This window comes from Parenemella sanctibonifatiensis (assembly GCF_002250565.1).
In the GTDB taxonomy this organism is placed as follows: domain Bacteria; phylum Actinomycetota; class Actinomycetes; order Propionibacteriales; family Propionibacteriaceae; genus Parenemella; species Parenemella sanctibonifatiensis.
In genome coordinates this window covers 210,522-226,721 of the sequence record NZ_NMVJ01000007.1, presented here as the reverse complement: position 1 = coordinate 226,721, position 16,200 = coordinate 210,522, and the positions used below count along the sequence as shown (strand labels likewise).

Annotated in this window: 12 protein-coding genes; 11 read left to right on the top strand and 1 reads right to left on the bottom strand. The window is 68.9% G+C overall.

Annotated elements, in window-relative coordinates:
- The first annotated feature begins 15 nt into the window (after window positions 1-15).
- From CGZ91_RS09195 to CGZ91_RS09155, 9 genes are all read left to right on the top strand, one after another.
- The gene (locus CGZ91_RS09195; RefSeq protein ID WP_094454504.1) at window positions 16-1,290 is read left to right on the top strand and encodes an ABC transporter substrate-binding protein; all 1,275 of its coding nucleotides are present in this window, start codon (window positions 16-18) and stop codon (window positions 1,288-1,290) included.
- Between the two features lie 64 nt (window positions 1,291-1,354).
- Entirely contained in the window at window positions 1,355-2,245 is an 891-nt protein-coding gene (locus CGZ91_RS09190) for a carbohydrate ABC transporter permease (protein ID WP_094454502.1), read from the top strand.
- 8 nt (window positions 2,246-2,253) lie between these two features.
- Window positions 2,254-3,063 carry a carbohydrate ABC transporter permease gene (locus CGZ91_RS09185; protein ID WP_094454500.1) on the top strand — a complete coding sequence of 270 codons (810 nt, stop codon included), beginning with the start codon at window positions 2,254-2,256 and terminating at the stop codon, window positions 3,061-3,063.
- A gap of 66 nt (window positions 3,064-3,129) precedes the next feature.
- Window positions 3,130-5,304, top strand: coding sequence for a glucosidase family protein (locus tag CGZ91_RS09180; protein ID WP_094454498.1), 2,175 nt, complete (start codon window positions 3,130-3,132; stop codon window positions 5,302-5,304).
- A 140-nt stretch (window positions 5,305-5,444) separates the two neighbouring features.
- Window positions 5,445-5,981: a DUF4303 domain-containing protein gene (locus CGZ91_RS09175; protein ID WP_144276852.1), complete on the top strand. Its 537-nt coding sequence runs from the start codon at window positions 5,445-5,447 to the stop codon at window positions 5,979-5,981.
- Window positions 5,982-6,036: 55 nt separating this feature from the next.
- Entirely contained in the window at window positions 6,037-7,014 is a 978-nt protein-coding gene (locus tag CGZ91_RS09170) for an ROK family protein (protein ID WP_094449455.1), read from the top strand.
- A gap of 42 nt (window positions 7,015-7,056) precedes the next feature.
- Window positions 7,057-8,490: a sensor histidine kinase gene (locus tag CGZ91_RS14840; RefSeq protein WP_179229294.1), complete on the top strand. Its 1,434-nt coding sequence runs from the start codon at window positions 7,057-7,059 to the stop codon at window positions 8,488-8,490.
- 52 nt (window positions 8,491-8,542) lie between these two features.
- The gene (locus tag CGZ91_RS09160) at window positions 8,543-9,217 is read left to right on the top strand and encodes a response regulator transcription factor (protein ID WP_094454492.1); all 675 of its coding nucleotides are present in this window, start codon (window positions 8,543-8,545) and stop codon (window positions 9,215-9,217) included.
- Between the two features lie 138 nt (window positions 9,218-9,355).
- Complete coding sequence (locus CGZ91_RS09155; protein WP_094454490.1) at window positions 9,356-9,997, top strand: DedA family protein; 642 nt, start codon at window positions 9,356-9,358, stop codon at window positions 9,995-9,997.
- Between the two features lie 345 nt (window positions 9,998-10,342).
- Here CGZ91_RS09155 and CGZ91_RS09150 read toward each other — a convergent pair whose 3' ends face one another.
- Window positions 10,343-12,718, bottom strand: a complete 2,376-nt coding sequence (locus CGZ91_RS09150) for an NHL repeat-containing protein (RefSeq protein ID WP_094454488.1) — start codon at window positions 12,716-12,718, stop codon at window positions 10,343-10,345.
- Between the two features lie 94 nt (window positions 12,719-12,812).
- Here CGZ91_RS09150 and CGZ91_RS09145 point away from each other — a divergent pair, with 94 nt between their 5' ends.
- Window positions 12,813-13,682 (top strand): ABC transporter ATP-binding protein, encoded by an 870-nt coding sequence (locus CGZ91_RS09145; RefSeq protein ID WP_407670859.1) that lies wholly within the window; start codon window positions 12,813-12,815, stop codon window positions 13,680-13,682.
- Window positions 13,679-16,057, top strand: coding sequence for an FtsX-like permease family protein (locus CGZ91_RS09140; protein ID WP_094454484.1), 2,379 nt, complete (start codon window positions 13,679-13,681; stop codon window positions 16,055-16,057). The genes CGZ91_RS09145 and CGZ91_RS09140 overlap by 4 nt, the downstream gene beginning before the upstream one ends.
- The last annotated feature ends 143 nt before the right edge of the window (window positions 16,058-16,200 follow it).

Sequence of the window (16,200 nt, the reverse complement as noted above, 5' to 3'; positions counted from 1 at the left end):
ACATCAGGAGGAACCATGCATCGCCGCACACTTCTGTCCGCAGGACTCGCCGCCTCGGCGCTCGCCGCCGTGACTGCCTGCTCCGGGGGCGGCTCGGGTGGTGGGGGCTCGGCCGAAACCCCCAGCGAACTGACCACCATCGACTTCTTCACCGACAAGGCTGCCTGGGAGCCCTCCTTCGAGGAGATGAACCAGACCTCGACCTCGATCAATGTCGAACTGAAGTTCACCGGCTACTCCGACCCGACGGCGTACGACTCCTTCATCAAGCAGGCCTTCCGCACCCGCGACGTGCCCGACCTGTTCACCTGGCACACCGGTGGCCAGCTCGCCGAGCTGGTGGAGCAGAACCTGGTGGCCGAGACCACCGATCTGTGGACCGAGGCCACCTCCAACAACCTGGTGCCCGAGGGTCTGATCGACAACTACACCCATGACGGCGCGCAGTACGGTGTGCCGCTCAACGTTGCCTACTGGGCGATGTACTACAACAAGCCGATCTTCGAAGAACACGGTCTGGAGGTGCCGACCAGCTGGGACGAGCTGATGGCCAACTGCGACACCCTCATGACCGCCGGCATCACCCCGTTCCACCAAATGAACATCATCTTCGAGTTCGTCTGGTTCCAGCTGCTCCTGATGGGCCAGAGCCCCGAGACCTACGAGGCGCTCCAGACCGGCGAGGCCTCCTACACCGATCCCGAGGTCGTCACCGCAGCCCGCGAGTGGGGCCGCATGATCGACGAGGGCTACTTCGTCGATCCGGGTGTCCAGACCGACCCGCAGACTCTGCTCAACACCGGCGAGGTCGCGATGGCCTACCTCGGCACCTTCTTCACCGGCCAGCTCGCCAGCATCGGGGCCGTCTCCGGCACCGACTACGGCATCTTCGTGCCGCCGAACCTCAACCCGGCCACCAGCGACCCGCAGATGGTCATCGAGACCGGCCCGCTCGTGGCCGGCAGCGGCTCGGAGAACGAGGCCGAGGTGCTGGCGTACTCGAGCTGGTGGTTCAGTGACGAGGCGCAGAACGCCTGGAGCACCGCCCGTGGTGATGTTTCCTTCAACCCCAACGTCTCGATCGCCGACCCGGAGCTGTCGGCTCTGTCCGATGCGGTGAATGATCCGGCCACCGTCGCCCAGAAGCGTTATCTGGAGGCGACTCCGCTGCCGATCTACACCCGCTCGACCGAGGTCTTCGGCAAGTTCGTCACCGACGGTGGCGACCCGATGCCGATGTTGGAGCAGCTGCAGACCGTGGCCGATGACTACTGGGCCGAGCAGGGCTGACGGGCAGATCAACGCCAGCACATCGAGCACGCAGCAATCCAGCGGGAAGGGACAAGGCATTCTGATGAGCCAGCAGACGCGTCTGGGCGGCAGTCGCGGTTTCTCCTACCAGCGATCGGCGAGCGCCTTCATCGCGCCGGCGGTGGTGTTGAGCGTCGTGATGCTCTATCTGCCCTTCCTGTGGACGGGCTACCTGAGCTTCACCGAGTTCAACGGCTTGGGAGATCCGGAGTTCGTCGGGGTCGAGAACTACATCGACATGGTCCAGGACCCCGGCATCTGGATCTCGATCCGCAACACCCTGATGTGGGTGGTCGGCACGTTGCTGCTGCCGGTGGGCATGGGTCTGATGATCGCGTTGCTGTGTCACGGGCTGCCCGGCGGGGTCTGGTTCCGGCTGCCGTTCCTGGTGCCGTACGCCGTGTCCGGCATCGCGGTCGGTGTCATCTGGACCTTCGTGCTCCAGACCGACGGCGCCCTGACCCAGGTGCTGCAACTCCTGGGGCTGCCCGGCGCTGACGCGCGCTGGCTGCTGGACTCGCCGCTCAACACGGTCGTCATGATCATCGCGGCGGCCTGGCAGGGATCCGGAGTCAATGCGCTGCTCTTCGGGGTGGGCCTGCAGTCGATCCCGCAGGAGCCGATCGAGGCGGCCCGGCTGGACGGGGCTTCGGGCTGGTCGATGTTCCGCCACATCACCTGGCCGCTGCTGACCCCGTTGACCACCGTGGTGGTGGGGCTGTCGATCGTCGGCTCGTTGAAGACCTTCGACATCGTCTGGGGCATGACCAAGGGCGGCCCCGGCCGTGACTCCGAGACGCTGGCGCTGACGATGTACAAGCAGACCTTCGTCTCCAACAACTACGGCCTCGGCGCTGCCGTTGCCCTGCTGCTGACTCTGGTCACGGTGGGTGCCTCGGTGATCTATCTGCGCCAGCAGCTCCGCCGGATCTGAGGAGGATCATGAACACCATTCGTCGCATCGTCCTCGTCATCCTTGGCCTGATCTGGCTGGCGCCGGTCTATCTGATGTTGGCCAACGCCTCCAAGTCACCCCAGCAGTACGGCGAACTCAACGTCTGGCAGCCCGGCGACCTGGCGGGGCTGGCCGGCAACTTCGCCGAGGCCTGGGACCGCGGTCGGATCTCCGACGGCATCCTGTCCACCGCTCTGTACGCGACCATCGGCCCGGCCCTGGCCGTCGTCATCGGCGCCATGGCTGGCTTTGCGATCGTCTCGCTGCGACTCAAGCACGGCTTCGCCTGGTTCGTCCTGATCTTCTGTTCCACCGTGTTCCCGATCCAAATGGTGCTGATGCCGCTGTTCATCGGCTACGTCGAGGTCGACATCTTCGACACCCGGCTGGGTCTGGTGCTGGTGTACACGGTGATCTCGGTGCCGTTCTCCGCCTTCGTGATGCGCAACTTCCTGTCCGGGATCGGGCACAGCACCTTCGAGGCGGCGGCCCTGGACGGCGCCAGCTCGTGGACCATCTTCTGGCGGATTTACATGCCGATGTCGACCAGTGCGCTGGTGGCGATCTTCATCCTGCAGGCCACTTTCGTGTGGAATGACCTGCTGCTCGGCCTGACGCTCAGCCAGTCCGAGGCCGTACGCCCGGTGATGCCGGCGCTGTCGGCCCTGCAGAGCACCTATGGCGGCGCGACCATGCCGGTCGTGCTGGCCGGTGGCCTGCTCGTGTCCTTGCCCACCATCGTGTTGTTCATGGCCACCCAGCGCTACTTCAGCAAGGGCCTGGCGCTGGGCCAGTGAGCCCACGCCGCCCTTGCAACCGAACCATCCTGTACGCCCGACCAGACCCAATACCCGGAGGAACCCGTGACCGTCCCCACCGTCGCCGACTTCACCAGTGCGACCGTGACCGACCAGTTCGACGACATGTTCTCCCCGCCCGGACTGACCAACCACTGGGCGACCGTCCAGGTCGACCATGACGTGCTCGCCGTCCGCTCCCTCAACGTGCCGCCGATCTCCCAGGGCGACACCGTCACCGGCCGGCTCTACCTGCAGGGCCGGCTGGCGGAGTCCTACGGCCAGCCGGTGGAGGTGACGTGGCGGCCGGACCGGGTCGACCGGCGTACCCGCATCGAGGACTGGCAGGTCGACACCGTCACTGTCACCCCACCCGGGGAGCCGGGAGTGCTGGTGCGACTGTCGGTGACCAACACTGCGGTCGAGGCCCGTACGTTGCGGCTCGGCCTGTGGGTGCAGTCCACCGTCACCCGGCCCGACCACCCCTGGTTGGCCGCCGAGCCGCCGCAGGCCGACAACTCGCTGTGGCGCGATCCGGTACGCCCCGATGGGTCCCGGGCCTCAGTCCGGTGGGCGGCGCCCGGGCCGGCTCCGGCCGGCACCGAATCCGCCACCACCCTCCGCGGCGGAGTGCCCGGCAGCCAGGAGTTGAGCCTGCCGGCGGGCGCCGGCGCGATCAGCCTGCAGGCGTTGGTGGCCGCCGACGGCAGCGAGCTGGAGGACCGTTCGGCGACGCCACGGATCATTGAAACCAGCATCGAGTTGGCTCCCGGGCAGACCTGGCAGGGCGGCTACATCCATGTGATCGCCGGCGACGCCGACCTGGCCACCGCGGCGTACCGTCGCATCGCCGACGACTTGGAGGGGCAGCTGACCGCCTCGACCCGAGCCTGGGACGAGGAACTGGCCGCCCTCTTCACCCCCGGGAATGACCTCTACAGCGGGCACCTCCCGATGCTGGAGACCTCCAACGACGCGCTGCGACAGCTCTATTGGTGGGGCGCCCTGGGAGTGGCATGGTTCCGCCGCGACAACCCGGCCTCGGTGCTGGGGCGGGTCTACGACACGCTGATGCCGCGGTATTGGCAGACCACCACGTTCATCTGGGACTACTCGCTGAGCTCGATGGTGCACGCCCAGTTGGATCCGAAGGTGATGCGGCGGCAGATCCTGCACTGGACCGGCCTCGACATCAATCAGCACTTCAGCACTGAATGGCTCACCGGCGGCCCGGTCGGCTACTGGTATTCGGTCAATCAGTACGCCCTGGTGCGGCTGGTCGCCGACTACGTCCGGTTCACCGGCGACGTGAGCATCCTTGACGAGGTGGTCGGCGAGGACCAGTCCCAGCTGGGCGATCACGTACGCGCCTGGGCTCTGGCCTGGCAGGACAAGAGGTCGGACTCGGGGCTGGCCGACTACGGCGGCATCGACAACTTGCTGGAATGCGTGTCCACCTATGTTCATGAGGTGGCCAGCCTGCAGGCAGCCAACGTCTGGGCGATGCGGACGGCCGCGGAGCTGTCCGAGCTGCAGGGGCGTGTCGAGGACGCCGAGCACCTGCGTGCCGAAGCCGACGCCCTGCTGCCCAAGGTGCTGGAGCTGTATCGGGAGGGCGATGGCTTCTTCCACGCTCGCCAGCCCGACGGCAGCCTGTTGGAGACCCGGCACTGCTATGACTTCGCGACCGTGGGCACCACCATCGCCGAGGATCTGCCTCAAGCGATGCGGGCGGAGATGGTCGCGTTCTTCGACGCCGAGCTGCGCACCGAGAACTGGATGCGGGCGTTGTCCCCGCTGGACCCCGATGCCGGCTTCTCGGTGCGGCCCGACCACCAGTGGAACGGCGCCTACCCGGCCTGGCCGCCGGACTCGGCCCGGTCCGCGATCGAGCTGGGCGCGGCCGAACTGGTCGCCGACTGGATGGTGGGGCTGGCGCGTTCCACCCGTCAGGGTCCGCCCGGCCAGGCTCACTTCGTCGACGAGGCAGCCCCGCCGGTGGAGGGCGGGGCCCGCAAGGCGCCCGGTCAGTGGCCCTATCTGATCGACTGGTCCTGCAGCTCAGCCGGCGCCTGGTGCGAGTTGGTCCTCGCCGGCGTCTTCGGCGTCGAGGTGCCGGTCGGCGGCGAACCAACCGTCACCAGCCGGCTGTCGGCCTTCGATCCCGATGCCCGCCTCACGGGCCTGGCCGTGGGAGATCGGCTGTGGACGGTGGACAAGGACGGCACCCACCCGGCCTGAGGGCGTACGCCTGCCGTCGCGAGAACACCGACCTCGCAGAAAAGTTCGCCCCAGCGGCTGTTGCTCGCACATTTCGCGACCTACCGCCGCTGGGGCGCGGTATTCAGCGACATGTGTCCCAGGTGCGCAAGAATCAACCCATGGATCTGACCGACCTGACCTCCGACTTGGTCGATGCCCTCGTCGCGGATCTCAGTGCGGCACTGCCCGCTGTTGCCGACCAGGAGTTGTACGCGGTGTGCCTCGTCACCGACTCCGACCCGATGACGATCGCGCCCGACTTCTTCACCGAGGAACAACTCGCGGAGATGGACATCGAGGAGGACCCCGACTATTTCCGGTGGTTCCGCGACGAATGGGCCAACGGCGAGGTGCCGGCGCCGAGGACCGATGCCGTGGTCGAGCAGATGAACCAGCGCCACGACCAGGTGTCCGAGGAGGACTTCCCCGCCTGGTCCGAGGCCTGCTTCCAGATGATGCTGGACGCGCTGGGTGATCCTCGGGTCAGCGCCGCGATCGCCGCTGTCAACCCGCAGTGGCGCCCGGTCCGCTACCTGCTGTCGCCTGACCCCGGCGGCATCGACCAGCGCTACATGGAACTGTCGGTGGACCAGCTCAACGCCGACCACCCGCGTACCGACCTGGTGGAGTCGCTGCGCGAGGGCATCCTCGGCTGAGGCGTACGCCGGCCGGCCCCGGCCGGTCCACCCCCACGGCACTAGACTCCCGACCATGAACAGGCCAGACTCTGGTCCCTCCCGACGGCGGCTGGTGCCGGTCCTCGAGGTCGGCGGCACCCATGCCACCGCCGGCGTCGTCGAACTGGCTCCCAGCCTGATGCACGACGTCACCGCGACGGTGGTGCAGTCGGCCCGCGGACCGGTCACCGCCGACGCCAGCGCGGACGTGTTCGCCCGCGAGATTGCCGCGGTGGTCGCTGAGCTGGCGCTGGCCGGTGTCGACCCCGAACAGCCGTGGGGCGTCGCGATGCCGGGCCCGTTCGACTATCGGGCGGGCATCGGTCGCTTCGAAGGGGTCGGCAAGTTCGACAGCCTGAACGGTGTCGACGTCGGCGCCCTGCTGGCCGACGGTGCCGGCATCCAGCAGGCCCGGTTCCTCAACGACGCCGAGGCCTTCGGGCTGGGTGAGTCGCTGATCGGCACTGGCCGCGACCACGACCCGAGCGCCTACCTCACCCTCGGCACCGGCATCGGCACCGCCTGGATCGCCGACGGCAACGTCATCGGCGATCATCCCGGTCTGCCGCGCGAGGGCCGCGCGCACTACCTGACCCATCAGGGCAAGCCTCTCGAGGAGGTGGTGTCCCGCCGCGCCATCGTCGCCGCCTGGCGAGAGCGCAGCTCCGACACCACCCGCGCCGAGACCGCTGACCATGCCGATGACGACGTACGCGAGATCGCGGCCCGCGCCGGCCGTGGCGATGAGCTCGCCGTCGACGTCTTCGCGCAGGCGTACGCCGCCCTGGCCCAGGCCTTGTCGGAGCCGCTGATCGCCTTCGACGCCCAGGTGCTGGTGGTGGGTGGTTCGATAGCAACCTCCTGGGAGTTGGTCACCTCCCATCTGGAACGCGGCCTGGCCCACGCGGGCTGGGACCGTCCGGTGCTGCCTGCCGAACGGACCGAGGAGTCCCCACTGGTCGGGGCGGCCTGGTGGGCCGCAGGCCCGCAGTCGCAGCCGGCCGAGGACTGAAGTCCGATGGCCAGCGCGCGACGGCTGCTTAGGCTGGCGGCCGTGAATCTCGACAGGTACGCCGCCCCGGATGTGACGCCCCGGGACCGCACGATCGACGCGGTCCTGACGGTCAGCTTTGCCACGTTCACGGTGCTGCCCTACGTCGGCATGGCCGCCCAACGATCTGACAGCCTGGATGCCTGGCTCTGGATGCTGGCCTCCTGCATGATGGTGGCCCCGCTGATGCTGCGGCGCAGCTATCCGATGGTGATGCTCGCCGCGATGGGGCTCGCCGGCATCTTCCAGGTCGTCGTGGCGCCCTACCCGCTCGCCTCGATCATGGTGGTCCCGATTGCGGTCTTCTCGGTCGCCCGCTGGGTCCCCTCCCGGGACAGCCGGTGGGCGGTGTGGCTCGGCATCCTCGGCTCGGTCTTGGGGCCGGCCCGCTGGGCCGGCACCATCGGCGGCGCCGAATTCATCGTCCACTTCGTCTTTGCGGCCGCCTTCACCTTCGTGTGTCTGGGCCTGGTCACCACCTCCTACCTGATCGGCCGCCGGGTCCGCGAAGACGCCCTCACCCGCGAGACCACGGCCCGGATGAAGGCCCACCAGCAACGGCTGGCGCTGATCGAACGTGAGGAACGTTCCCGTACCGCCGAGGCGAACGCCCGCAACCAGATCGCCCGCGAGCTGCACGACATCGTCGCCCACTCACTGTCGGTGATTGTGGTGCAGGCCGAAGGCGGCCGCGCGATGGCCGTGAAGAAGCCCGAGGCTGCCGCCGAGGTGCTCGACACCATCGCCGACACCAGCCGCGAGGCGCTGGGCGATCTGCGCCGGATCGTCGGCGTCCTGCGCAATCCGTCCGGAGAGTCCGAGGAGTACGCCCCGACCCCCGGCTTGGAGGACATCCGCGAGATGGTGGCCCGGACCGGCAGCCGGATCCTGCTGATCGAGAAGGGCACCCCGCCGGCGCACGTGTCCCCGGCTTTGGGGCTGACGGCGTACCGCGTGGTCCAGGAATCGATCACGAACATGCTCAAGCACGCCGGCCCGCAGGCCACCGCCGAGGTCCGGGTCAGCTACTTGCCGCACTGCCTCGACATCGTCGTGGTCGACAACGGGCGCGGCAAGGCGGCCGAGGGCGATGGCATGGGCAATGGCCTCCAGGGGATGCGCGAGCGGGTTGGCGCCATGGGTGGTCGACTCTCAGCTCGCCCCGGCGACACCCACGGCTACCGGGTCCACGCGGTGCTCCCGTGGGGGCCGACCGGCTCGCCGAGCAGCGCCTCGCGCCGAGCCGCCGCCAACCCGGTCCCGCGACCCGCACCCGCCGCACGACCCGCACCAACTCCTGCCGCATCGGACCGTACGCCGACCGGCGCCCCCGCCGGCCCGGTCACCCCGGCGCCGTCGGCCACCGGCCTGCCCAAGCAACCGGTGCTGCCGAAGCGACGCACCGCCAGCACCGACTCCCAGCCCTCATTCCACTGAGTAGGGTGAACAACCATCGGGGCGAGCCGCGTCCCGCATCCGAGAGGACGCCATGACCGACGACGCGCAGATCCGGGTCTTCCTTGTCGACGACCAGTCCTTGGTGCGACACGGCTTCCGGATGCTCATCGACGCCCAGGACGACATGCGGGTCTGCGGCGAGGCCGAGGACGGGGACTCCGCCGTACGCCAGCTCGCCAGCCGTCGCGCCGACGTGGTCCTGATGGACATCCGGATGCCCGTGATGGATGGCGTCGAGGCGACCCGTCGGATCGTCGAGGCCAATCCCGAGATGCATGTGCTCGTGCTGACGACCTTTGACCTCGACGAGTACGTCTTCTCCGCCCTCAAGGCCGGCGCCAGTGGCTTCCTGCTCAAGGACGCTCGGCCCGACGAGCTGCTGCAGGCGATCCGTTCAGTGGCCGCCGGTGATTCGGTGGTCGCTCCCAGCGCCACCCGCCGACTGCTCGACCAAGTGATCCCGACCCTGCCGGACCGACCGGGCGGCAGCGGCGAGGACGAGCGCCTCAGCGTGCTCACCGAACGGGAACGCGAGGTGCTGGTCGAGATCGCCGGCGGTGCCACCAACGCTGAGATCGCCAGTCGCCTCTACATGGCCGAGGGCACCGTCAAGACCCACATCGGTCGGCTGCTCGCCAAGCTCGAGTGCCGCGACCGGGTGTCGCTGGTGCTGCTGGCGTACGAGACCGGCCTGGCCGGTCGCTGACGGTTCAACAACCCAGAACTCCAGCCGCTCCGCTGTGACTGTGGTGCGACACGGCGAGGGCCGGTGGTCGGGCCTGCACCGCAGTCCCAGCAACTAGGCTCGGGGCGGAACGTACGCCGCTGAAGGGAAATACGACCGGTGAACATCGTTGATTGGGCAGTTGCCATCATGACTGCCTTGGGCGGCCCAGGAGTGGCCGTCCTGTTGCTGTTGGAATGCGTCTTTCCACCGATCCCCTCTGAAGTCATCCTTCCGTTGGCGGGCGTCACCGCCGGTCGCGGCGACCACCACTACCTCGCGATCCTGGGCTGGAGCGTGATCGGCTCGGTGGTCGGCGCCTGGCTGCTCTACGGCCTCGGGTACGCCCTGGGGGCGGACCGGATCCGCTGGATCTGCCGCAAGATGCCGCTGGTCGAGGAGGAGGACTTCGACAAGTCCGCGGCCTGGTTCGACCGACACGGCCGCGCCGGCATCTTCTTCGGTCGAATGGTCCCCGGCATTCGTTCGCTGATCTCGATCCCCGCTGGCATCTACAAGATGCCGCTGTTCCAGTTCACCGTGCTGACCACGGCCGGTTCGCTGATCTGGAATGCGATCTTCGTCAGCTTCGGCTTCTTCCTCGGCGAGAACTGGCACATCATCGAGCCGTGGACCGATGTCATCTCCAAGTTCGTCTACGTCATCATCATCGCCTTGGTGCTGTGGTTTGTGATCGCGAGGCTGATGCGCAACCGCAAGCGCGCCAAGGCCGCTGCCGCCACCGGCGACGACGCGGCCTGACGACCGGAAGAAATCCTCACGAATCGAAGGCAACCGATCACCACCCCCGGCTCGTAGTCACGGGTGAGGGTGCGCCGACACTGCATCCTCACCCGGGGCCGGTTCCTGAGCGAGTGGCTGCTCGCTTGGCCCACGGGATGGGGGAAAGACGACAATGGGGCGGCTCAGAAGCCGCCCCATTGTCGCGTCCGGGGCCAGGCCGTCAGTCGTCGTCCTCGTCATCACCACCGGCACCGTCGCCGGTGAAGGCGATCCCCAGGATGGCGGGGCCGGGTTCCACCACCCCGCGCGCACCCGCGCACCGCGTGCGGCGATGCGCGCCCGCGTACGTCGCCTGAGACCCCCTCACTGCGGCAGGTGATCCGCGGACAGGTCCCAGCGAGCCAGCCGCAGGTCCGACAGCCCCCACGCCCCGGTGCCGCGACGGTCGAAGCCGAACTGCGGCGGCCGGCGCCAGGACTCCTCGCCACCCTCCGCGAGGACCTGGGCGTCGCGCTTGTTCACATCGAGCTCGAAGACCAAGCTCCGATGGGTCGGCAACACCACCCGTCCCTGCTGGACCGCGACGTTGCCATAGGAATGGGTGCCGGACAGCCAGCCGGTGTGGACCACCTGATGACTGTCGACATCGATGGCAAACCATTCGTTGCCGCGCGCCACGCCATAGAGCAGCCCCTCGTGGAGCACGGTCGACTCGATGGTGCGCAGGTGAGGCAACGGAGCCACCGTCCACGCCACCTCTCCGGTGTCCAGATCGATCTCCCCCACCAAGGGCGGCTCGTCGGACAGGCCACCCGACAGGAAGGTTCGCTCGCCCGCCGTCGCGTGGATGACCGCCTGACCACCCAAGGGCGCGACCCAACTGGTGAATTCACGGCTGACCAGATCGACCACCGTGACGGCACCGCCGGCCGGAATCGACGACGGTTCGGTCGCGATCACCATGGCATTCCGGCCCTCGTCGTAGTGCATCGCGTATGGGCGGTACTGGCCGTTGCCGATGGCGCCGATCCGCTCGGTGAGCCAGCTGCCGGGCTGGATCCGATAGACCTCGGTCCGCGGATAGGTCGCCGCCCACAGGGCTCCGTCGCCGTACGCCAGTCGCATCGGCGTCCCCGCGAACGGCACCCGGACTGCACGCTCCCCCGACCGGGGTCGGCGGTGGATGTGGACGTCGGTGCCGGACGTGGCCACCATTCCGTTCGGCATCACACACAGGTGCTGCACGACCGTGGAGCCGACCAGGTCGGACAGGTTCAGGTCGTCGGTGTCGAAGCCGGCCGCCGACCAGGACCACAGCAGCCCGTTGCCGGCCAGGCCGCCGAGCCGCCCGTCGGCCTCCAGGATGAGCGCCCGGCCTTCCTGCTCGGCGGCGGGCGTACCGAGATCCTCAAACTCCTCGGCATCCGGGGCCAGCCGGTGCACGTGCCCGGTGGGGCGCATCCAGACGGCGACCGAACCGTCCTCCAACACGCCCATGGTGTCGATCTGGGATCCGGCCAGTTGCCACCGCCGCAGCACCTCGCCGGTCAGCGTGAACTCCACCACCCGCGGCCCGTACGTGGCCCAGACCTTGCCGTCCCGGATCCCGACGGCGATGAATGCGGACCGGTCACCCGGGGTGATGTCAGTGAGGGCGCCGCTGCTGATGTCGTAGTGGTACACACCGCCGGGGCTGGTGGTGCACACCACGATGTCGTTGCCCTCGGTGGCGATGCCGCGGCCGTAGAGCTCGCCCTCGCCGAGCTCGGCGACCCGCTCGCCGGCGCCGGTCGCCGGATCGACCCGCCAGAGCGCGCAGTCGGGATAGGTGACGCAGTAGAGGTTGCCGTCGGCGGCCATCACCATCCCGTACACGGTGACGTCGTCCTCGGTGAAGTGCCCGACGGTCGAGACCTCACGGGTGCCAAGGTCGAGCCGATGGATCGCACCGCCGGTGAAGGTCGCCAGGAAGATGGCCTCCTCGGTCGCGACCGGAGTCCAGGCGCCGATGCCCTCCGACAGCTCCCATTGTCCGGTCAGCTCGCCGGTGCCGCGGTCGTACTCACCGAGTTGGGCCGGCGTCTGGTTGCGGGTGACGACATAGTGCCGATCGTCGTGCCGGGTCATCCCGGTGACGGCAATCTCCTCCACTGCGTACGCGAAGGTCTCCACCTTGGGCGCGGTCTCCACCAGGCGTACGTCATCGGCCACGAAGGTCGCCGCCGCCGCGGCACCGATCGTGACGTACGCCGTCGCTGCCCCCTCGGGTGCGTGGCCGGCGACGCTCAGCCAGTACCACTGATCAGCCTTCAGTCCGGCGTGGCTGCGGTCGCGTGCTGCCACCTCCGCGCCGTCAGCGTCGAGGAACCGCAGGGTGAGCTCCGGAGCGCCGGCGGTCCACCAGCCCTGCACCAGCACGGCGTAGTACTGGCCGGGCGTGATCTGGACGCTGCTGCTGCGGAGCCGAGCCGCGCCCGTGGCGCTCACCCGGAGGGCCTGGCCACCCTCGGCGGCCACCTCGGTGGTGATCGAAAAGGCATCCGCGCCGGTCACCGACTGCCAGCCGGGGATCGCGGTGCCGGCTTCCTCGAAGCCGGGGTTGCTCAGCGCCCGGGCCGTCACGGTTGCTGCAGCGCCGGCCTCCGGCAGCCACGCCGCGGCCGTGGCGACTGTCACGGCGCCCGCTCCTGCGAGTTGCAGGACGGCGCGACGGGAAAGGGTGGTGTCAGCATTGACCATGGGGTGTTCCTTGGGGAGTGGGGTGGGCGGCAGTGCCACCGGTCAGGCTATCGGGTAGCACCGTGGTCGTTCCCGACGGGACGAGCAGGGGGCCCTGGGTGGACCGAGCAGGGCGTCCAGGGGGATCCGCGGCGAGCCCGGGACGCCTAGCCTCGGGCATGGTCAACCCCCGGACCTCCATTGGCACAGAGGAGTCACCATGTCAGCACCCACCACCGCCGCGCGCCGGATCCGCACCGCGGCGGCGAGCGCGCTCAACCTCACCAAGCAGTACGGCGAGGGCCGCACTGCCGTCACCGCCGTCGACAACATCAGCGTCGAGCTCGCCGAGGGTTCCTTCACCGCGATCATGGGCCCGTCCGGCTCGGGCAAGTCCACCCTGATGCACTGCCTGGCCGGCCTCGACGCGATCACCTCGGGGCAGGTCTTCCTGGCCGGCGAGGAGATCTCGGCGATGAGCGACCGCAAGCTCACCAAGCTGCGCCGCGACCGGGTCGGGTTTGTCTTCCAGTCCTTCAATCTGCTGCCGGCGCTGACGGCGTACGACAACATCGTGTTGCCCCTGGAACTGGCCGGCCGCAAGCCCGACCGGGCCCACCTGGACTCACTGGTGGACTCCCTGGGTCTGTCCGAACGGCTCCATCACCGGCCCGGTGAAATGTCGGGCGGGCAGCAGCAACGCGTCGCGATCGCCCGGGCCCTCATCACCCGTCCTGCGGTGCTCTTCGCCGACGAACCGACCGGCGCCCTGGATTCCCGCACCGGCCAGCAGTTGCTGGACTATCTGCGACGCTGCAGCGACGAGGACGGTCAGTCGATCGTCATGGTCACCCATGATCCCCATGCCGCCGGGTACGCCGACCGCGCGCTGATCCTCTCCGACGGCCAGATCGTCGAGGACATCGACAGCCCCGAGGAGCACGGCCTGCTGGCGGCGATGTCGCGACTGGGTGATCGCCGATGATCAAGGTCAGCCTCGCCGAACTTCGACACCATCCGCGCCGCGTCATCGCGGTCATCATCGCCATCGCCATCTCGGTCGGCTTCGTCGCGGCCACCTTCGTCTTCGTGGGCACCCAGAATCGGGCGATGGCCTTCGGGCAGACCGAATCCTCCTCGCGGGCCGATCTGGTCGTCGTCCCGGAGGACCCGTACGCCGTCGAAGGGCTGGACAAGCTGGGCCAGATGCCCGGGGTGAAGACCTACGAGCCGCAGTACAGCACCTACTTTGACATCGAACGGGGCAGCACCCGAACCTGGCTGCAGGCGTACTCGGTGCCCTCGGACCCGGATCTGCTGTGGCTGCAGCCCCGCGAGGGTCGGGTCCCGGAACGCCCCGGCGAGGTCGCCATCGACCAGGACTTGGCCTCGGCCTTGGAGATCGGGGTCGGCGACACGCTGCAGCTCGACAAGCCGGTGCCCGTGGTCGGCATCCTGTCGCCGAGCCAGGCGATGGGCGGCGGCCAGGTCGGGCTGCTCCATCCTGACGACTTCACCTCCGATCCGGAGATGCCGCTGGTGCCGGACGCCTGGTTGGTGATGGCCGAACCGGGCACCGACCTGGCCGCACTCCAGTCCGATCTGCAGGCCCAGGCGCCGGCGGGCACCACCGTCCACACGGCCCGTGAGTACGCAGACGCGGCACTGGCAGAGCTCACCACCGATGCGGCCGCGCCGACGATGATGCTGATGAGCTTCGCCGCCATCGCTGCTCTGGTCGGAGCGATCATCATCGCCAACACCTTCACCATCCTCATCACCCAACGGCGCCGCCAACTCGGTCTGCTGCGCACCATCGGCGCCCATCGCGGTCAGGTACGCGCGGGCTTCACCATCGAGGCGGTCGTCATTGGTGCCGCCGGCTCGGCCCTGGGCGTCCTGCTCGGCATCGGCGTCGGCGCCGCGGTGTCGTGGCTGGCCGGTTCGCTCGGTTTCGGGCTGGCACTTGACCCGCTGCAGTTGGCCGGTTCCTGGGTGTTCGGTGTCGTCCTGACGCTGGCAGCGTCAGTGCTGCCGATCCTCAAGGCCACCCGCGTACATCCGCTGGAATCATTGCGGCCCGACACCGCCGCGGTCACCCGCCGTGCGTCGGTCGGACGCGGGATCGTCGCCGGAGTGCTGGGCCTGGCGGGCGTCGGGGTGATCGGGTTGGCCTTCGTCAACACCGACTCCGCGCTGCTGCTCGCCATCGCCGGATCGGCCCTGCTGGCCCTCGGAGTCCTGCTCGCCGCGCCGCTGTATGTCACCGCGCTGACCGGGTTGTTGGGCAAGCTGCTGCCCGGCACCACCGGCAAGTTGGCGGTCTCGAACACTCGCCGCAACCCGGGCCGGAGCGCCACCACCGCCACGGCACTGATGCTCGCCGTCGGTCTGGTCGTCACTCTCCAGGTGGCGTCGGCCAGCCTGTCGGCGACCACCGCCGCCGAGCTGGAACGCCGCTATCCGGTCGACCTGATGGTCATCCCGACTGAGCCGCCGGCTGACAGTGTGCGGACCGAGGCCAGCGCCGTCGAAGGGGTACGCCAGATCGTGCCGACGGCGTACGGTCAGACGTCCGAGGGGATGATCGCGCCGCGGACCGCGGAACTGGACCAGGTCACCCGACAGCAGTTCCCGGTGCCGGCCGCCGACGAGATCCTGATGAGTCCGGACGCGTCCTACGAGGCCGGCGAACTGGTCACCATCACCAATCCGGAGACCGGCGAATCCCGCGAGCTGCGGGTGGTGCACGCGTACGGGGCCGGGATCCCGCTGGTCGCGCCTCAGACGTACGCCGCGCTGGTCCCTGACACCGGACTGCAGCTGTGGTGGGTGGCGCTTGATTCGACCGAGGCCGCCCGGGACGTGACCGTGACGCTGCAGGACCTGCTGCCCACCGCAGACGTCAACGGCGCTGCGCTGCTGGTCGACGCGATGAATGAGGTGATCGGCATCCTGGTGATGGTGATCACGGTGCTGCTCGGGGTGGCGGTCCTGATCGCCCTGGTCGGCGTCGGCAACACCCTGGGCCTGTCGGTGCTGGAACGCACCCAGGAGTCCGGGCTGCTCCGGGCGCTGGGTGTCCAGCGCGGGCAGCTGCGTCAGATGCTCAGCTACGAGGCGCTGCTGTTGGCCGGCGCGGCCGTCCTGGTCGGTGTCGGTGCCGGGTTCGGCTTCGGCGCGTTGGCGAACTGGGCGGCGTCGACGCAGTTCAATTACGGCGAGCCCGTCTTCGCGGTCTACGGGATCCAGCTCACCGCGGTGGTCGTGGTCGCGTTGCTGGCCGCCGTGGTCGCCTCGATCGCGCCGGGCCAGAAGGCGGCGAAGGTCCCGCCGGTGGCGGCGCTGGCCGACGCATGAGTCCCTGTTGAGCGGGCTCCCCAGCCGGGGGGCTGGGTGAGGGCGGCGGTCCGGATTCGTCCGGGCCGCCGCCGCGTACGTGCGGACCGGCGGCGTACCCGCGGAAATAGAAATCGGTTGTTGCACTTCCATTGGGCGCGCCT